Origin of the sequence: Allobosea sp. Root670, from assembly GCF_001429415.1 — a bacterium.
GTDB classification, from domain to species: Bacteria; Pseudomonadota; Alphaproteobacteria; order Rhizobiales; family Beijerinckiaceae; genus Allobosea; species Allobosea robiniae.
In genome coordinates this window covers 18773-34202 of the sequence record NZ_LMJU01000018.1, presented here as the reverse complement: position 1 = coordinate 34202, position 15430 = coordinate 18773, and the positions used below count along the sequence as shown (strand labels likewise).

Sequence of the window (15430 nt, the reverse complement as noted above, 5' to 3'; positions counted from 1 at the left end):
GCGAACCAGGGTCTTGTCAGTCGTATATTCAAATCTGAAATAGAATTCCAGAATGAACTTTCATTGTTGGCGCGATCCGGCTATGTCCTGTCGCCATGGATTGGGAGGAAGCCGATGCGCTACGCCGTCACCAGGATCACGCCGGAAGTTGGAGGCCTGCCGAAGGTTCTCGCTGGAATCGAGGCGTCGTTCACCGGCAAGAGTCTTTCGGGAAGGCTGCTAGGCTGCTTCACCGCCGAGATCGGCGTACTGAATCAGATTTTGATCCTCCAGTCCTACGACGAAGACGCTGCGCTAGCGGAGGACCGCTCACGGGCTCTCGTGGATGGCAGCCTCTTCGGGGCGGCCGAGCATTTTCGCGAGTTCGAGACAACGACCTACGTGCCGTTCGACTTCGTTCCGCCGATCGAGCCCGGCAAGCACGGCCCCGTCTATGAAATCCGCGTATACGGCGTGAAGGCATCGGGCCTCAAGCCGACGATGGACCTCTGGAGAGATGCGGTACCGGGGCGCGCAAAGGTGTCGCCTCTGCTTGGGGCCATGTATGCCATCGATGGCTCGCTGCCGCGCTTCCTCCATATCTGGCCGTTCGCTTCGCTCGACGAGCGCATGGCCAAGCGGGCCGAATCCGTCGAACGAGGCATTTGGCCGCCGAAGGGCGGCCCGGCGCATCTGACCAGCCTGAGCTCGGCCATCTATCTGCCGACCGCCTTTTCCCCATTGAGCTGAGGGCGCGGCGTCATGCGAGTGTTCATGACCGGCGGCACCGGCTTCATAGCCGCATGGCTGATCCGTCGACTTCTGGCGCGGGGCGCGGAGGTACGGGTTCTCGATATTGCCTCTGACAGCGGCGCCGTGCGGAACATTCTGGGAGATCTCGCTGCCCGCGTGGAATGGCGGGTCGGCGACGTGCGCGATGGCACTCTCGTGCATTCCGCTGCCGAGGGATGTGACCGCGCGATTGCGATGGCCGGCATCCTGACGCCGGCCTGCCGGGCCGACCCAGTTCGAGGTGCCGAGATCAACCTGATCGGCACGCTTAACGTCTTCGAGGCGGCCTTGCGCCAGCGCATGGCACGCGTCGTTTATGCGAGCTCGGCCGGCGTCTTCGGTCCTGACAGCGGCAGTATTCCCTTTCCAACAACCCATTACGGTGCGTTCAAACTCGCCTGCGAGGGCAGCGCCAGGGCGTACTGGGCGGATCACAGCATGCCGAGCGTCGGCTTCCGGCCCTACATTGTCTATGGGCCGGGCCGCGGCGAGGCCGGTGCGAGTGCAGGGCCTACCTTGGCCTGTCGGGCAGCGGTGCAAGGCCTGCCTTACGAGATCGACTATGTCGGCCCGTCCGGACTCGTCTACGTCGACGATGTGGCGGCGGCCTTCGAGGCTGCGCTCATGAGCACCTCGTCGGGCGCCCACGTCTTCACCCTTGCGGGCAGGACCGTGACCATCGACGAGGTTATCGCCGAAATCACGCGGCAGGTACCCGGAGCCAAGATCGGTTCGCGAGGGCAGCCGATGCCTATCGCACCCGAGCTTGCGCCAGACGACATCGCCTCGCTTCTGCCCGGCCTCCCCGAAACCAGGCTCGCGGAGGGGATCGCCGCCACCCTCGCCTATTACCGCAACCAGGACATCAAGGCATGAATCGCCCGATTTCGCTTGCTCACCTGACCGTCATCGAGCTCGACCCACCGGACGTGATCAGCGCCGCCGCCGAAGCTGGTTACAGCCATGCCAGCCTGCGCCTGTCCCCTGCGTCGCCGGGCAAGGAGGCGCAGTTCCCGATGATTGGCGACACAACGATGTTTCGCGAGACGCAGCGGCGGATCGCCGATACCGGCGTCGGCCTGTTCGATTTCGAGATCCTCCGTATCAACCGCGACACGCTCCTGACCGATTTCCTGCCGGTGATCGAGACAGGTGCGAAGCTGGGCGGCAAATTCGTGCTGGTCGCCGGCGATGTCGAGGACGAGCCGTTCATGACCGACCGCTTCGCCGAGATCTGTGAGCTCGGGGCCCCCTTCGGGATCGGCATGGGTTTGGAGTTCATGCCATGGACCGGGGTCAAAACGCTGGCATCCGCTCGGCGCATCGTCGAGGCGACGAATCCGGCAAACGGCTACATCATCGTCGATGCGATCCATGTTGACCGCGCCGGTGAAACGGCTGCGGATGTGGCGGCGATGCCGAAGCATCTGCATTGCTATTTTCAGATCTGCGACTTGCCGGCGGAGCGCCCGAAGGACGCCGAAACGATGATCTACCAGGCGCGACAGGCGCGGCTGCCCCCTGGCGACGGCGGTCTTGATCTGACTGGGATGCTAAAGGCTATTCCCCCTGATCTGCCGATCAGCGTTGAGATCCCCATGGCAGAGCTCGCGAAAACGATGCCCGCCGTGGCGCGCGCGCGGATGCTGCGGGAAAGGACCGAGGCGATGCTTCAAGCAGTCGCGGTCAGCGCGCCCGCCTGAAGCATCGTTCGCCATCATCAGGTTCGAGATCAGATGGATATGAGCGTTCTTTCCGAGGAGGCTTGCGACCTTTTGGTCATCGGCTCCGGGGCCGGTGGCCTTTCGGCCGCCGTCGCCGCAGCCTGGCACGGGCTTGAGGTTATCGTGGTCGAGAAAGAGCCGGTCTTCGGTGGCACCACCGCCTGGTCCGGCGGCTGGATGTGGGTGCCGCGCAACCCACTCGCCCAAGAGGCCGGAATCGCGGAGGATCAGCAAACCATTCGGACCTATCTGCGCCACGAGCTTGGCAACCACTACGAGGAGGCCCGCATCGACGCCTTCCTCGCTGCGGCGCCCGAGATGGTCGCCTTTTTCCGCCAACACACCGCCGTCCAGTTCATCGATGGCAACAAGATCCCGGACATGCACGGCAACACTCCGGGTGCTGCACAGGGCGGGCGCTCAGTCTGCGCCGCTCCTTACGATGGACGAGAGCTCGGGCCGCTGGCTGGCAAATTGCGGCCACCGCTGCCGGAGATCTCGCTGCTTGGCATGGGCATCGCCTCAGGTGCCGATTTCGCGCACTTCCTCAATGCAGCTCGCTCGTGGAAGTCTTTCGCTCACGTCGCTCGGCGCATCGGCCGGCATGCTCTGGATCTTGCGCTTCAGGGCCGGGGGGCACAGCTCGTCAACGGCAACGCGCTGGCGGCGCGGCTCCTCAAGTCGGCCGATGATCTCGGCGTGGACCTGCGGGCGCAGGCGCCGGCCCGTCGCTTGCTGAGCCGGGACGGCGTCGTGACAGGCGCTGCCGTCGAACAGGATGGCCAGGAAATCCGCATCAGGGCACGGGCGGGGGTTGTTCTGGCCTGTGGAGGCTTCCCGCATGACTATGAGCGATTGAAACAGCTCGTGCCTCACAATCCCGAAGGTCGCGCACATTGGTCGGCAGCGCCGTCCACCAATACGGGCGACGGCTTACGGCTCGGCGAAAGCGTTGGCGCGCTGGTTGATGCTCGGCTCGCCGCGCCTTGCGCCTGGGCACCGGTTTCGCTCGTGCCGCGTAAGGACGGTTCATTCGGTCATTTTCCCCACTTGGCGGAGCGGGCGAAGCCGGGTCTGATCGCCGTCACGGCCGATGGCCGTCGGTTCGTCAATGAGGCAGACAGCTATTACGACTATGTCGATGCGCTGTTGAAGGCCATTCCGGCGGGTGCGGAGCCGATCTCTTGGCTCATTTGCGACCACCGCTTTCAGCGCCGCTACGGCCTTGGCTTCGCAAAGCCTGCGCCGCTGCCGCTCGCTCCCTACATCGCCAGCGGCTACCTCAAGCGCGGGAAGACGCTTTCCGAACTCGCACATAACTGCGGCATCGACCGGGACGGGCTGGCTGAAACGGTGGCGCGCTACAACAAGACGGCCGCGCACGGCCGCGATCCGCAGTTTCACCGCGGTGAGACTCCGTATAATCGGATGGGTGGCGACGCGACCGTCAAACCCAATCCTTCCGTGGCGCCGATCGAGCGGGGTCCTTTCTACGCCGTCAGGATCGTGCCGGGCAGTCTCGGGACATTCGCCGGATTGAAGACTGACGCGCGAGCGAATGTCCTCGACGCAGAAGGCCGCACGATTCCCGGGCTATTCGCCGTCGGTGCCGATATGGCGAGCATAATGGGGGGTACTTATCCCGCCGGCGGCATCAATCTTGGGCCAGCCATGACGTTCGGTTATGTCGTCGGGCGCGATGCCGCGCAAAAATTCAAGAGCGAAAAAGCGAGGGCTCGATCGTGAGGTTCGAAGGGCAGACGGCGATCGTCACCGGTGCGGCGCGCGGAATCGGGCTCGGAATCGCCAAGCGGCTGGCCGCCGAGGGAGCGCGCGTAGCACTCTGGGACCTGGACTGGAGTAGCTTCGACCGACATATGGCGGGCTTCGAGCCAGCCGATCTTCGGGAGGCCGACGTTTCGGATCTTTCCTCGATCGAGGCAGCGTTCGCAGCGTCGTTGGAGAAACTCGGCCAAGTCGATATTCTCGTCAACAACGCCGGCATCAATGGGCCGATCGAGAAGAGTTGGAACTACCCCGTCGACGCCTGGCACAAGGTGCTGGCAGTGGATCTGAACTCGGTCTTCTTCTGCTGCAGGGCAGCTGTTCCGCATATGATTGAGCGACGCTATGGCCGCATCGTCAACATCGCCTCGATCGCCGGCAAAGAAGGGGGAGCGGGGCTGAGCGCCTACTCCGCGGCAAAGGCCGGGGTCATCGGCTTCACCAAGTCGCTGGCCCGCGAACTGGTCGAAAGCGGTGTGCTTGCGAATTGCATCGCTCCGGTCATCGCCGAGACGGACCTTCTGAAGCAGCAGACTCCCGAGTTCACCGCGGCAGCCAGAGCGAAGATTCCGATGAATCGCTTTCTCACGGTCGAGGAGATCGCCGCCACAGCTGCATTCGCAGCCAGCCGCGAATGCAGCTTTACGACGGGCTTCACTTTCGATGTGTCCGGTGGACGCGCTACATATTAACTGGCGACGCAAACGATAATGCGAAACCGATCCGCGCCTGAAGGCCGGGCGGCGGCGAACGTTAGTAGGTTAGCCGGCCTTGGTGACAAAACCATTCGCTGTCGAATGGCCTGCTATTGGATGCGGGCCATGGCGCAAATTGACCAGCACTGCGTAGCGAAAAGGATAGGCTGTAGATCGACGCCTCATGGCAAAGTTTTTGCGCCATTGGCACTGCCGCAAGGCTATGCACTGTGCTGCGCATGGCTGGGACTGACAGCCCTTCCACGAGCAGGACAAGGTCGTAGCCGCCGGCGTCCTCGTTACGGCGAAGACGCTTTTCTTCGCTTTCGATATTCGTCAGTCCTTGATCAATCTCGCCAAGCCGCGCCCGCGCAATCGCCTGCTGTTCCAGTAAGCCAGAACAGATTGTATGGAGCTGGGTCCTTAGTGTTTCGTCGCCGTTGCTTGCAATGCGGATGCACGCACTAACGCCTGACAGGCCAGTTCCCATTTCCCATCGCTTCTCGCACAGGGCACGGTGAATGCGCGAGTAGCGCGGCATCAAGCGGCGTGTCCATTCGGTTGGCGAGTCGAGGCGGACTTGGTAGTCCGGCGACCGGAAAGCTTCGCGATCCTTGACGTCCAGGAAGCAACAGAAGCGTTGGCCCGGTCCCTCGATCAGCTCGTGACGCTCAGCCGAGACGAAACCCGGCAATGCGAGGCGTTCCGGCAGATGCTCGAAGCTGTGCCAACGCAGATATTCCTCGACATGGCTGTCCTCGACATCGTGCCAGATTCCCAGCAGGGCCGTGGTCGCGGAAGCTGAAGGCATGGCGGAGCGCTTTCTCGGTCTCGTGCGACCCAGGTCGCGATAAAACACAAAACCGGAATACCATACCAGTTTTCATATTGAAATCCGTTCAAGGATGTGTTCACGTTTCTCCCGTCGTCCAGGAGCCGCCCGGGAGGTTCGTGATGCAGCGAGTGAAGTATGCTGCGGTGGGCTGCAGCGGGATGGGGCGTCGCCATCTCCACGGCTATGCAAAGCTCCGGGACAGCGGTCACGGCAATATCGAGCTTGCTGCTGTTTGCGATCTCGACGCTAGCCTTGCAAATGCCCTGGCCGACGAAGCCGGCTCGCTGACGGGCTCTCGCCCGCCTGCCTTCACCAGCGTGGCGGAGATGGTCGCCTCGGTGCCCGGGCTGGAGGCAGCCGACATTACAACCGACGCGGGCTCTCATCTGTCGGTTTCACGTGCCTGCTTGGGAGCCGGCTTGCATGTCCTCTGCGAGAAACCACTTGGCCTGACCGTCGCCGAGTGTCGCGAAATCATTGAGGCTGGCCGGACGGCAGGTCGGATTGTGTCCGTCGCGGAAAACTTCCGCCGGGACCCGATGAACCGGCTGGTCAAAGCCCTGATCGATGACGGTGCAATCGGCGCCCCTCGCCTGATGCGAGAGGAGTCGATCGGCGGTACCGACCTCATCGTGACGGCGCCATGGCGCCACTTCAAGCATACCGGGACGGTCATCGTCGATTCCGGCGTGCACAACGCCGACATCATTCGGTTCTACCTCGGCGAGATTGTCAGCGTTTACGGCGAAAGCAGGCTGCATGAGCCTTTGCGGCGGCCACAGCCGCAGGTGGATGCCGCAGCAGCCCAGCGGGACAGCTGGTGGGGCGCCCGTTCGCAGCTTCCGGCCATTACGAAGGCGACCGGCGAGGACGCCATCTATGCGCAGATCCGCTTCGCATCCGGCGCCATTTGCCAGTGGGTGCTGGACCGCGCCGGCCATGGTCTGCCGCGCGACGAACGCGTGATCTACGGAGCCAAAGGCTCGATTGCCGCCCCAGGTGACCGCAATGGCAGACCGGTAGCGCTGCACCTCGACGGCGGCCTGTCCATCACGGACGAGCGCATCCTCGATTTTGCTCCGAGCTACCGATTGAACCCCGTTGCCGCGACGCTGTTCGGCGATGCGCGGCCCTGGCGCTACGACTTCGGATTCAACGACGTCGACCAAAAGCTGCTGGCACTTCAACTTCACGAGCTCGCCGATTGCATCCGGCAGGGCACGGCGCCCGAGGTCACGGGTGCCGAAGCAATGGCGGATGTCGCCTTGGCCTATGCGCCAGTGGAGTCCGGCAGGCTGGGCCGGCCCGTGACGATGGACGAAATTTTGAACGGCAGCGCATCGCCTTACCAGGATGAAATCGCGGCACTCAGGCGCTCGGCCTGACTGAACCCCGTACAGGAAACGAAACCATCTCTCAGAGCGCACTCCTTGTCGCGGCCGAACCGCCTCATCGCTCCTGGTCACCTCGGCTGGCGCAGAGGCTTGGCTGGCTTGCGCTTCTACTGGCGGTGCTGGCCGTCCTGGTCGTGCTGCCCTTGCTCGCGCTCATCTTGCGAGGTTTCGTCGCGGTAGAGGGCGGACGATCATCCGCCAGCCTGGGGTCCTTTCAGAAGGTGCTGGGCGATGCGAGCTATTGGGTCGCGATGGGCAATACGCTCGTCGTCTCGATCGGTTCGATGCTGCTCGCGGCCGTCATCGGCACGCTGCTGGCCTGGTGCCTGGTGCGCACGGATGTGCCGGGCCGTCAATTTCTCGAAAAGGCGGCGGCGATGCCGATTTTCATCCCGCCTTTCATCGGCGCTTTCGCCTGGATCCTCATCGGCGCACCGCGCATCGGTCTCCTGAATCTGTCCTTCCGCTGGCTCGACCTCGGTCAGCCCTTCAACGTCTATTCCTATCTCGGAATCATCTGGGTGATGGGCATCTACATCGCCCCTTACGTGATGATGATCGTCGCCGGCGCGCTCCGGAATATGGATCCGACCCTTGAGGAGGCGGGCCAGGTCGCCGGCTTGAGCCGCCTGCGCACCATGCTGGTGATAACCTTGCCCGTCGTCGCGCCGGCGATCCTGTCGGGCGCGGTCCTCGCCTTCGTCGTAGGCATCGGACTCTTCGGGACGCCGGTCCTGCTCGGCATGGCCCGCGAGATCTATCTCGTCACCTCGCGCATCTATCTCGAACTGCAACAATATCCGCCGGACGCCGGCATCGTTGCTGTTCTGGCGATCTACCTGATGCTGCTCTCCGTCTGTGCCAACGCGATTCAGCGCCGCATGCTGCGCGGCCGGTCCTACGTCACGCTCAGCGGCAAGGGGTTCAAGTCCCGGCTCGTGATGCTCGGCAGCTTGCGCATCGCGGTCGCGGCGGTGATCTGGCTCTATCTCGTTCTGACGGTGCTGGCACCTGTGGCGCTGATCACGGCCGCGGCCTTCTCGACCTACGCATGGTCCGGGATCTTCACCTGGAAGCATATGCAGTTTCTGGTCGAGACCGTCGACGTTCGCACCACTCTCGCCAACTCGCTGATCATCACTGTGGTCGCGGCGACGGCAACGACGGTCCTCGGAATCCTCATCGCGTGGGTGACGACCCGCTCACGCATGCTGGGCAAGCAGCTGATCGAAGACGTGGTCCTGCTGCCGATGTCGGTCCCCAGTCTCGCTTTCGCGCTCGGTGTCTTCTTCTTCTGGCTCTGGGTACCGGGGGGACTCTACGGAACGATCTGGATCATCATCGTGGCGCTGATCGGGCGCTATGCCAGCTACTCGGTACGTTCGATTTCGAGCAGCCTGATCCAGGTCCACCCCGAACTGGAGGAGAGCGCGCGCATCTGCGGCCTGAGCTGGGCGGGCACGCTGCGCAGGATCACGCTGCCGCTCGTCCTGCCGAGCATCGTGGCCAGTTGGGTGATGGTCTACAGCATCTTCGTTTCCGAGCTTTCGATCGTTCTGCCGCTCTACACGGCGGAAACACGCACACTCTCGATTCTCTCCTTCGACACCTGGTCGATCGGGCAATTTTCGCAGGTCGCGGCGCTTTCGCTGCTGCAGCTCGTGATGGGGGTGGGGGTAATGGCGGCCGTGGGCCTGATCAACCGCCGCAAAGCCATGGTGGTGCCATGAGATCGGATCCATTCGGATGAGCGTCGTCGTCTCAAGCCTGTCAAAGCATTTCGGCTCCGTGCGAGCGATCGACGATCTGTCTATCGAGTTCCGCGAAGGCGCGATCTCGGTGCTCCTCGGAGCCAGCGGCTGCGGCAAGACGACCACCCTGCGCTGTATCGCCGGGCTTGAGCAGCCGACCTCGGGACAGATCTCGATAGGCGGCCAGACCGTCTTCGCCTCCGCCCGCGGTATCGACCTGCCACCGGAGCGGCGCGATCTGGGCATGGTTTTTCAGTCCTATGCGATCTGGCCGCATATGACGGTCCTGGAGAACGTCGCATTGCCGCTGCGGGCGAAGAAGCGTCCGGCCGCCGAGGTGGCGGAGCGAGCCCGCGCCACATTGACCTCGGTCGGACTGGGTCAGCAGATCGATCGCGGCGCGACGCAGCTCTCCGGCGGACAGCAGCAGCGCGTTTCCATCGCGCGCTGCCTCGTGGCCGACCCGCGGTTGATCCTGATGGATGAGCCGCTCTCGAACCTCGACGCCAAGCTGCGCATCGAGATGCGGCATGAGATCAGGCAACTGCAAAGAAGGCTCGGCGCGACGATCCTCTTTGTGACCCACGATCAGGAAGAGGCCATGTCGCTCGCCGACGAGATCATTCTGTTCGACAAGGGCAAGATCGTACAGCGCGGCGCTCCGGAGGAACTCTATTTCCGGCCACAAGTCCGATATGTCGCCGACTTCCTCGGCAAGGCCAATCTGCTTCCCGTCACCGCCCGCCCGACCGCGGGCGGGCTCGAGGTCGTCGCCGACGGCGGACACGTCCTTGCGAGCGGCCAAGTGTCTGGAATGGATGGCGGAGGGCGCGCTCTGGCTATGGTCCGGCCGGAGGCGTGGCGCATCGGCCCGGTTGATGCGGAAGGGCTAACGGGGCGTGTGGAGGAAACAACCTTCATCGGCGACCGGCGAGAGCTGCTCGTCCAAACACCGATCGGCCGGCTCACTGTGATGACCCTGGGCATGCGCAGCTTCGGCACCGGCGAAGGGTTGAGCCTCACCGTCGAGCCCGAATACCTGCACCTGATCGCGGAGGCTGCATGATCTCCGTGCTTCCGCTCGAGGATACGAGGCCATGCTGAAGGCGGGAAACGGCTTCTTCGCCATGTGGGCTGGCATCGCTCCCGACGTGGCCGCGGCTTTCGAGCTGATGCATGCGCGTGACCACCTTGCGGAGCATCTCGCCTATCTCGGTGAAGGCGGCATTCTCTGGGCGAGACGCTATGGCGAGGGACAAGGCATCCTGCCGCCGAACTTCGCATTCTACGGCATGCGGAATCTGGATCGTCTCACCGGCCCGGGTTCGGCCGAGCGCAAGGTCTTCGAGACAGAGTTTTTCAAAGCCATCCGTCCGCATTATCGCGACCGCATCGCCCATCATTGCCGCGTTCTTGGCAGCGCCGGGGCCGGAACCGGCAGTGCCGTAGCGACCTTCCTGCTCGATTTGCGTGCCGAAGACGGCGCGCCCGCACAAATCGCCGATCGATTGACACGCCTTCCTTCGATCACGGCTGCCCATATCGGCGCGGTCGATTGGGGGGTGTCGATCCGCGCGGGCGGGGAGCCACCCCCCTGCCCGCCCGGTGACGAGCGGCTCGGCATTGCTGTTGTCGAAGGGTTCTCACGCTGGCGGATGGCGGGCGAATTCGCGTCGATAATTGAAATCCTCGGCCAAGCCGGGACGATCCGCTCGGCGGGGCACTACGGCTTTAGCTACGCACTCGATTACGCCGAGGTGCCCGGTTTGCGTCATCACCGCCGCGACCATGAGGTCGATCCGCAGCAACCCTGACGCCGCAACGGCAACGAACCAATCGGCCGTCAGAAACCAAAGGGAGGAATGAGATGAGCTACAAGATCGATCGCCGGACCTTGCTTCGCACGGCAGCGATGTCATCTGCGGCGTTGGCTCTCGCAGGCCGAGGGGCGGTGGCGCAGACCTCCGATGCTGCCCTCGTCGAAGCCGCGGAAAAGGAAGGGCAGCTGGTCATCTATGGCGATCTCTTCACCGTGCAGATCATGGTGAAGAGCTTCAACGCCGCATATCCGAAGATCAAGGTCACCACGGCGACGGGCGACGCCTGGCAGATCCTCAACCGCTTTATCTCGGAAAACCGGGCCGAGCGGCCGGTCATGGATGTGTTCTGGCAGGCCGAAGACACGATCATCACCGCGGACGGCGCCGGCATGCTTGGCCCGATCAATTTCGGCGATAAGGCCAGCCTGCTCAGCTCAGCGATCCCCGCTACCGGCAATTATTTCCGCGGCAACGGGCAGCTTTGCCTCTTCGCCTGGCACAAAGACCAGATCGGCAAGAATCCGACGCCCGGAGATTGGACGGATTATATCGAGCCACCCGCTGCATGGGACGGTCTCGTTGCAACCACGAACCCGGCCTCGTCTTCGGCGACCTTCGCTGTCATCGCCGCGCTCTACCAGCACTACGGCCAGGACAAGGGCGGGGCTATCCTCAAGGGGCTGCGCAAGATCAACACTGAACTCGTCGCATCGATGGGTGTGCTGACCACGAAGCTGCAGACCGGGGAGCGCCCGATCGACTTTTTCACAAATTCGAACGCCACTGCAGGATTGCTCGGTCAGGGCGTTCCGATCGCGGTGAAGATTCCCGAGTCTGGTGCGGTCGCGCAGTTCAATGCGGTCGCCGTCAGCAAGATGGCTCCGCATCCCAACGCGGCGAAGTTGTTCGTCGAGCATGCGCTCGGCAAGCAGGCCCAGACCGACCTGCTCCAGGCGAAGGCCTACTCGGTTCGCAAGGATCTCGCATCACCGGATGGGCTACCGTCGCTGGAGGAGGCGAAGCAGCTCAAGCTCGACCTCGTCCAGGCGCTCAAGGACCGCGATGCGATCCTCAAATGGTGGTCCGCCAGCACGGGCTTCAACATTCGCTGACGCATCGCCCCCGCCGCGCGGCTGGACAGCCGACGCGGCGGGGATCGCCTTCTCTGTTCAACTCGGACGACACCCATGGCTCACGCACTGAACCTGCATGATTTCTCCATCGCCAACCTCACGGTGGGAGGTGGCGATCCGGTCGCACTCATTGAGGCAGCAGGCGAAAGCGGGTTCGGCGCGGCCGGGCTGGTGCTGCGCACGGCGATGAACAAGCCGTTGAGCCATGAAATCATCCAGCGGCCCGAGACGATCCGGGCCGTCAAGGCCGCCTCGAAAGCGACCGGCGTCAAGGTGTTTGATGTCGAGGCCTTCGTGTTACGGCCCGGCGTCAATGCGGCGAGCTTCATCCCGGCGCTCGAAACAGGCGCCGAGCTCGGAGCCACGCATATCTCGTCGATCGGAACGGAGGTCGTTGGCAACGACACTTTTCTGTCCGAGGCCGAGCGGATCGACTTGTTCTCGCAGCTTTGCGAACAGGCCAAGCGCTTCGGGCTGCATGTCGGGGTCGAGTTCATGCGCTATCGTGACATCCCCGACCTCGGCGCTGCGCTAGCACTGATCGACGCGGCCGGCGTCGGCAACGCCGGCATCATTTTCGACGTGCTGCATTTCCATCGCACGGGAGGAACTCCCGAGCAGATCGCCGCGGTCCCGGCATCGCGCATCGCCTATATTCAGCTGTGCGACGCCGGTCCGCAGGTGCCAAAGCTTGAAGATCTTCCCACCGAGGCGCGGGGAGGACGCCTGCATTTGGGTGACGGCGTCATCCCGTTGGATCCCCTACTCGATGTGCTGCCGAACGGGCCACAGATGGTAATCGAAACCCCCGTGGCCAGCGAGGCGAGCCTGACGCTGAGGGAAAAGGTGGCCAGCGCTGCCGAACACATCGTTCGCTTCGCCGCCCGGCGAGCGGGCCGCAATGCCGCAGCCGGTTGATGCAAGCGCTCGCCATGCCATAACGATGCTGGTCACTCAGCGCGCTTGCGATCTTTCGAGGTCAGGAACGTGCGACGCTTGCGAGTAACGCCCTGCACGCAGCACCGGCGCGCCGTGCCTTCTCAAGGTCGTTGTCACCATAGGCCCGACTCGGAGCTTCCAGCGCGACCGGTCTTCCTGGGGGCAGAGCGCTCAGGAAGGCCGAAAGCGAAAGGCCACCGTCACCGGGATAGAGCCTGGCTTCACGCGCCTCGGTGCGCAAGCCGTCTTCGCCCGGAGACGCTGCGGGTGCATCGCAGAGATGACCATAGGCAATGAGCCCAGGGTCGATAGCGGCAAGATCGGAAGCGTCCCCTCCGGAGCGATTGAGATGCAGGGCGTCGACGAGAAGGCCTGCATTGTCCTGCCCGGCATCTTTCAGGATCGAACTCGCATACAGCAGCGAATTCAGAGCCGTATAAGGAATGAACTCGAACCCGACGCCCATGCCGTACTCGCGCGCCATCGAGCAGCATTCAGCCAGCCGATCCGTCATCCTGTTCCTGTCCGGATCATTGCCGGCGACCAGCAGATTGCGAGCCCCTAACTCCGCTCCGGTTTCGAGCACCGGCCGCAAGAGCTGTGGTTGTGTCTGTGGCCATAGCCAGACGGCCTCGACATCCAGCAGCGTGAGCCCGCTCGTCTGCAAGGATGCTTTGACCTCACGGCGCAGGCCGGCATCCGTGACGATCGGGAAGAAGCTTCCCTCGGGTGCGGGGTCGATCAGACGAAGCCCCACTGCGTCGAAACCGCTTGCTTCGGCGAGCGAGATCAGCTCCAGCGGACCTGCATGCATGAATGTGAGATGTGCAAGGGACAGCATGGTGGCGCTCCCAGAATCGATGAGGGCGCCTGACTGCGTCGCCTCTATTGTTCTTACCTATAAATCAGTTCATAGATGCGATCAATTGCTGTGGCCTGGAACGGGAGATCGTCATGCTGGACATGCTCAGCGGCGAGACAAGGGTGTTCGTGATCATCGGTCATCCTATCGCCCAGGTGAAGGCACCTGGCGGCATGACGCGCGGTTTCGCCGAACGCGGCCGGAATGCCGTCGTAATCCCCATTCACGTTCTTCCGGAGGACGTCGACCGTTTCATCGATGCGTTGGGGCCCATTCGTAACGTCGATGGCATCATCGCAACCGTCCCGCATAAATTCGCTGCCCGGCGGCATTGCAGAGTCGTTTCAGAGCGCGCGGATTTCCTTGAATCGACGAATATCGTCAGACGACATCCAGACGGAGGCTGGTATGGAGACATGAGCGACGGGCTTGGTTTTGTCCGCGCCATGATGCAGACGGGCTGTCAGCCGGAAGGGAAGCGCGCGCTGCTTATCGGCGCCGGCGGAGCAGGCAGCGCCATCGCCTTGCAAATGCTTGATTCAGGCGTCGCTGAGCTGGCTATTCACGATAGCGACACGGCTCGGCGCGATGGACTGATCGCCAAGCTGCTCAAGGTCCATCCCGGAAAGGTTCGCGCGGGCTCGATGGATCCATCAGGGTTCGACATCGTCGCCAACGCGACGCCGATGGGCATGAAGGCGGGCGATCCGCTGCCAGTCGAGGTCGACAAGCTGAAATCCGGTATTTTCGTCGGCGACGTGATCACAGCGCCGGAGGTATCTCCCTTGCTGGAAATCGCGCGAAGCATGGGTTGTCGCACGCAGACTGGTGTCGGAATGTTCCTGGCGCAGCGAGAATTGATGCTCGATTTTCTCGAAGGCAAGGCGATCTGAACAATTCACTGCGGGAGGGGTAAGGCTCAATCCACTCCGGCACGTTGTCTGATCAGCTTGACGGCCATTTCCAAGGCTGTGAGGCAGCGGTGCTTCAATTCCGCATCGTACCTCGCTACCGGGAGTGCGATGTTGATGGCCGCAAGCGGAAACCCTGAGCGGCTAAGGATCGGCAGGGCCATTCCCGCGATCCCCGGCGTGAATTCTTCGGTGACGAAGGCAACGCCGCCGCGTCTGATCTCCGCAATCTCGTTATCAAGCGCCGCCACGCTTCCGATAGTCCGTGGCGTAATCGCCTCGAAATGCACCCGAGAGAGATAATCCTGGCGCATCTCGTCGGGCAGGTAGGCAAGCAGAGCCTTTCCTCCCGATGTCGCATAGAGCGGCGCCATGTCGCCGACACGCATCGAATAATGCAACCGATGGGTGCCGTTCGCCGTCGCCATGACTTCGGAATGGTCTCCTTTGAGAACATTCAGGGCGCAAGTCTCGCTCGTCGTTCTAGCGATTTCCGCGAGCACGTTTTCAGCGACCTCGACCAAGTCGCGTGTCTCTGCACTCCGTTGGCCCAAGGCAACCACGGCCGGCCCGAGGAAATACCCCTTTCCGATCGGGTCATACTCGAGATAACCGCGGTTAACCAAAGTTTTGAGCAGCTGCGTGAGGCTACTTTTGGGGATCCCGAGTTGAGCCGCAATTTGAGTATGGGTCTGCGCGGCATTCCACCGGCGGAGATATTCGAAGAGGTCGAGGACCCGCATCGCGGACTTTACAGAGCCGAGCTCGGCAGGTGGCATAAATTAATCCCGTTTCTTCGGTCGCCTGCGA

15 protein-coding genes are annotated in these 15430 nt (G+C 62.9%); 12 read left to right on the top strand and 3 right to left on the bottom strand.

Annotated elements, in window-relative coordinates; genetic code table 11:
- Positions 1–114: 114 nt before the first annotated feature.
- Genes ASE61_RS21310 through ASE61_RS21290 form a run of 5 tightly spaced genes read left to right on the top strand, consistent with a single transcriptional unit; the run spans position 115 to position 4972 of the window.
- Entirely contained in the window at positions 115–729 is a 615-nt protein-coding gene (locus ASE61_RS21310; protein WP_061970381.1) for an NIPSNAP family protein, read from the top strand.
- A gap of 24 nt (positions 730–753) precedes the next feature.
- Positions 754–1647 (top strand): NAD-dependent epimerase/dehydratase family protein, encoded by an 894-nt coding sequence (locus tag ASE61_RS21305; protein ID WP_244492965.1) that lies wholly within the window; start codon positions 754–756, stop codon positions 1645–1647.
- A complete protein-coding gene (locus ASE61_RS21300; RefSeq protein WP_061970378.1) occupies positions 1644–2474 on the top strand; it encodes a sugar phosphate isomerase/epimerase family protein in 831 nt (276 codons plus the stop codon). Before ASE61_RS21305 ends, ASE61_RS21300 begins: the two co-directional genes overlap by 4 nt.
- A gap of 33 nt (positions 2475–2507) precedes the next feature.
- On the top strand, positions 2508–4241 hold the full coding sequence (locus tag ASE61_RS21295) for an FAD-dependent oxidoreductase (RefSeq protein ID WP_061970376.1): 1734 nt from the start codon (positions 2508–2510) through the stop codon (positions 4239–4241).
- The gene (locus ASE61_RS21290) at positions 4238–4972 is read left to right on the top strand and encodes an SDR family NAD(P)-dependent oxidoreductase (protein ID WP_244492963.1); all 735 of its coding nucleotides are present in this window, start codon (positions 4238–4240) and stop codon (positions 4970–4972) included. Before ASE61_RS21295 ends, ASE61_RS21290 begins: the two co-directional genes overlap by 4 nt.
- Before the next feature lie 61 nt (positions 4973–5033).
- Here ASE61_RS21290 and ASE61_RS26670 read toward each other — a convergent pair whose 3' ends face one another.
- On the bottom strand, positions 5034–5786 hold the full coding sequence (locus ASE61_RS26670; protein ID WP_162260134.1) for a DUF4286 family protein: 753 nt from the start codon (positions 5784–5786) through the stop codon (positions 5034–5036).
- Positions 5787–5929: 143 nt separating this feature from the next.
- On the opposite strand from ASE61_RS26670, the gene ASE61_RS26120 reads away from it, so the two are divergent.
- The 6 genes from ASE61_RS26120 to ASE61_RS21255 all read left to right on the top strand — a co-directional run bounded on the left by ASE61_RS26120 (position 5930) and on the right by ASE61_RS21255 (position 12826).
- Complete coding sequence (locus ASE61_RS26120) at positions 5930–7195, top strand: Gfo/Idh/MocA family protein (protein WP_162260133.1); 1266 nt, start codon at positions 5930–5932, stop codon at positions 7193–7195.
- Positions 7196–7320: 125 nt separating this feature from the next.
- Positions 7321–8934, top strand: coding sequence for an ABC transporter permease (locus tag ASE61_RS21275; RefSeq protein ID WP_244492961.1), 1614 nt, complete (start codon positions 7321–7323; stop codon positions 8932–8934).
- 16 nt (positions 8935–8950) lie between these two features.
- A complete protein-coding gene (locus ASE61_RS21270) occupies positions 8951–10021 on the top strand; it encodes an ABC transporter ATP-binding protein (protein ID WP_061970368.1) in 1071 nt (356 codons plus the stop codon).
- Positions 10022–10052: 31 nt separating this feature from the next.
- Positions 10053–10769: a hypothetical protein gene (locus tag ASE61_RS21265; RefSeq protein WP_061970367.1), complete on the top strand. Its 717-nt coding sequence runs from the start codon at positions 10053–10055 to the stop codon at positions 10767–10769.
- Positions 10770–10822: 53 nt separating this feature from the next.
- A complete protein-coding gene (locus tag ASE61_RS21260) occupies positions 10823–11887 on the top strand; it encodes an ABC transporter substrate-binding protein (protein WP_082617617.1) in 1065 nt (354 codons plus the stop codon).
- A 75-nt stretch (positions 11888–11962) separates the two neighbouring features.
- Complete coding sequence (locus tag ASE61_RS21255) at positions 11963–12826, top strand: sugar phosphate isomerase/epimerase family protein (protein ID WP_061970364.1); 864 nt, start codon at positions 11963–11965, stop codon at positions 12824–12826.
- Between the two features lie 61 nt (positions 12827–12887).
- Here ASE61_RS21255 and ASE61_RS21250 read toward each other — a convergent pair whose 3' ends face one another.
- Positions 12888–13688, bottom strand: coding sequence for a sugar phosphate isomerase/epimerase family protein (locus tag ASE61_RS21250; protein WP_061970362.1), 801 nt, complete (start codon positions 13686–13688; stop codon positions 12888–12890).
- A 113-nt stretch (positions 13689–13801) separates the two neighbouring features.
- Between ASE61_RS21250 and ASE61_RS21245 the strand changes: the two genes are divergently transcribed.
- Positions 13802–14602, top strand: a complete 801-nt coding sequence (locus tag ASE61_RS21245) for a shikimate dehydrogenase family protein (protein ID WP_061970361.1) — start codon at positions 13802–13804, stop codon at positions 14600–14602.
- Positions 14603–14628: 26 nt separating this feature from the next.
- Here the strand turns inward: ASE61_RS21245 and ASE61_RS21240 are convergent, their stop codons facing one another.
- Positions 14629–15399, bottom strand: a complete 771-nt coding sequence (locus tag ASE61_RS21240; RefSeq protein WP_061970359.1) for an IclR family transcriptional regulator — start codon at positions 15397–15399, stop codon at positions 14629–14631.
- Between the last annotated feature and the right edge of the window lie 31 nt (positions 15400–15430).

Excerpts from the sequence above, each read along its gene's own strand:
- ASE61_RS21245 (WP_061970361.1), top strand. The coding sequence starts at position 13,802 with ATGCTGGACATGCTCAGCGGCGAGACAAGGGTGTTCGTGATCATCGGT.
- ASE61_RS21295 (WP_061970376.1), top strand. The coding sequence starts at position 2,508 with ATGGATATGAGCGTTCTTTCCGAGGAGGCTTGCGACCTTTTGGTCATC.
- ASE61_RS21310 (WP_061970381.1), top strand. The coding sequence starts at position 115 with ATGCGCTACGCCGTCACCAGGATCACGCCGGAAGTTGGAGGCCTGCCG.
- ASE61_RS21300 (WP_061970378.1), top strand. The coding sequence starts at position 1,644 with ATGAATCGCCCGATTTCGCTTGCTCACCTGACCGTCATCGAGCTCGAC.
- ASE61_RS21240 (WP_061970359.1), bottom strand. The coding sequence starts at position 15,399 with ATGCCACCTGCCGAGCTCGGCTCTGTAAAGTCCGCGATGCGGGTCCTC.
- ASE61_RS21265 (WP_061970367.1), top strand. The coding sequence starts at position 10,053 with ATGCTGAAGGCGGGAAACGGCTTCTTCGCCATGTGGGCTGGCATCGCT.
- ASE61_RS21255 (WP_061970364.1), top strand. The coding sequence starts at position 11,963 with ATGGCTCACGCACTGAACCTGCATGATTTCTCCATCGCCAACCTCACG.
- ASE61_RS21260 (WP_082617617.1), top strand. The coding sequence starts at position 10,823 with ATGAGCTACAAGATCGATCGCCGGACCTTGCTTCGCACGGCAGCGATG.
- ASE61_RS26670 (WP_162260134.1), bottom strand. The coding sequence starts at position 5,786 with ATGCCTTCAGCTTCCGCGACCACGGCCCTGCTGGGAATCTGGCACGAT.
- ASE61_RS26120 (WP_162260133.1), top strand. The coding sequence starts at position 5,930 with ATGCAGCGAGTGAAGTATGCTGCGGTGGGCTGCAGCGGGATGGGGCGT.
- ASE61_RS21250 (WP_061970362.1), bottom strand. The coding sequence starts at position 13,688 with ATGCTGTCCCTTGCACATCTCACATTCATGCATGCAGGTCCGCTGGAG.
- ASE61_RS21270 (WP_061970368.1), top strand. The coding sequence starts at position 8,951 with ATGAGCGTCGTCGTCTCAAGCCTGTCAAAGCATTTCGGCTCCGTGCGA.
- ASE61_RS21305 (WP_244492965.1), top strand. The coding sequence starts at position 754 with ATGACCGGCGGCACCGGCTTCATAGCCGCATGGCTGATCCGTCGACTT.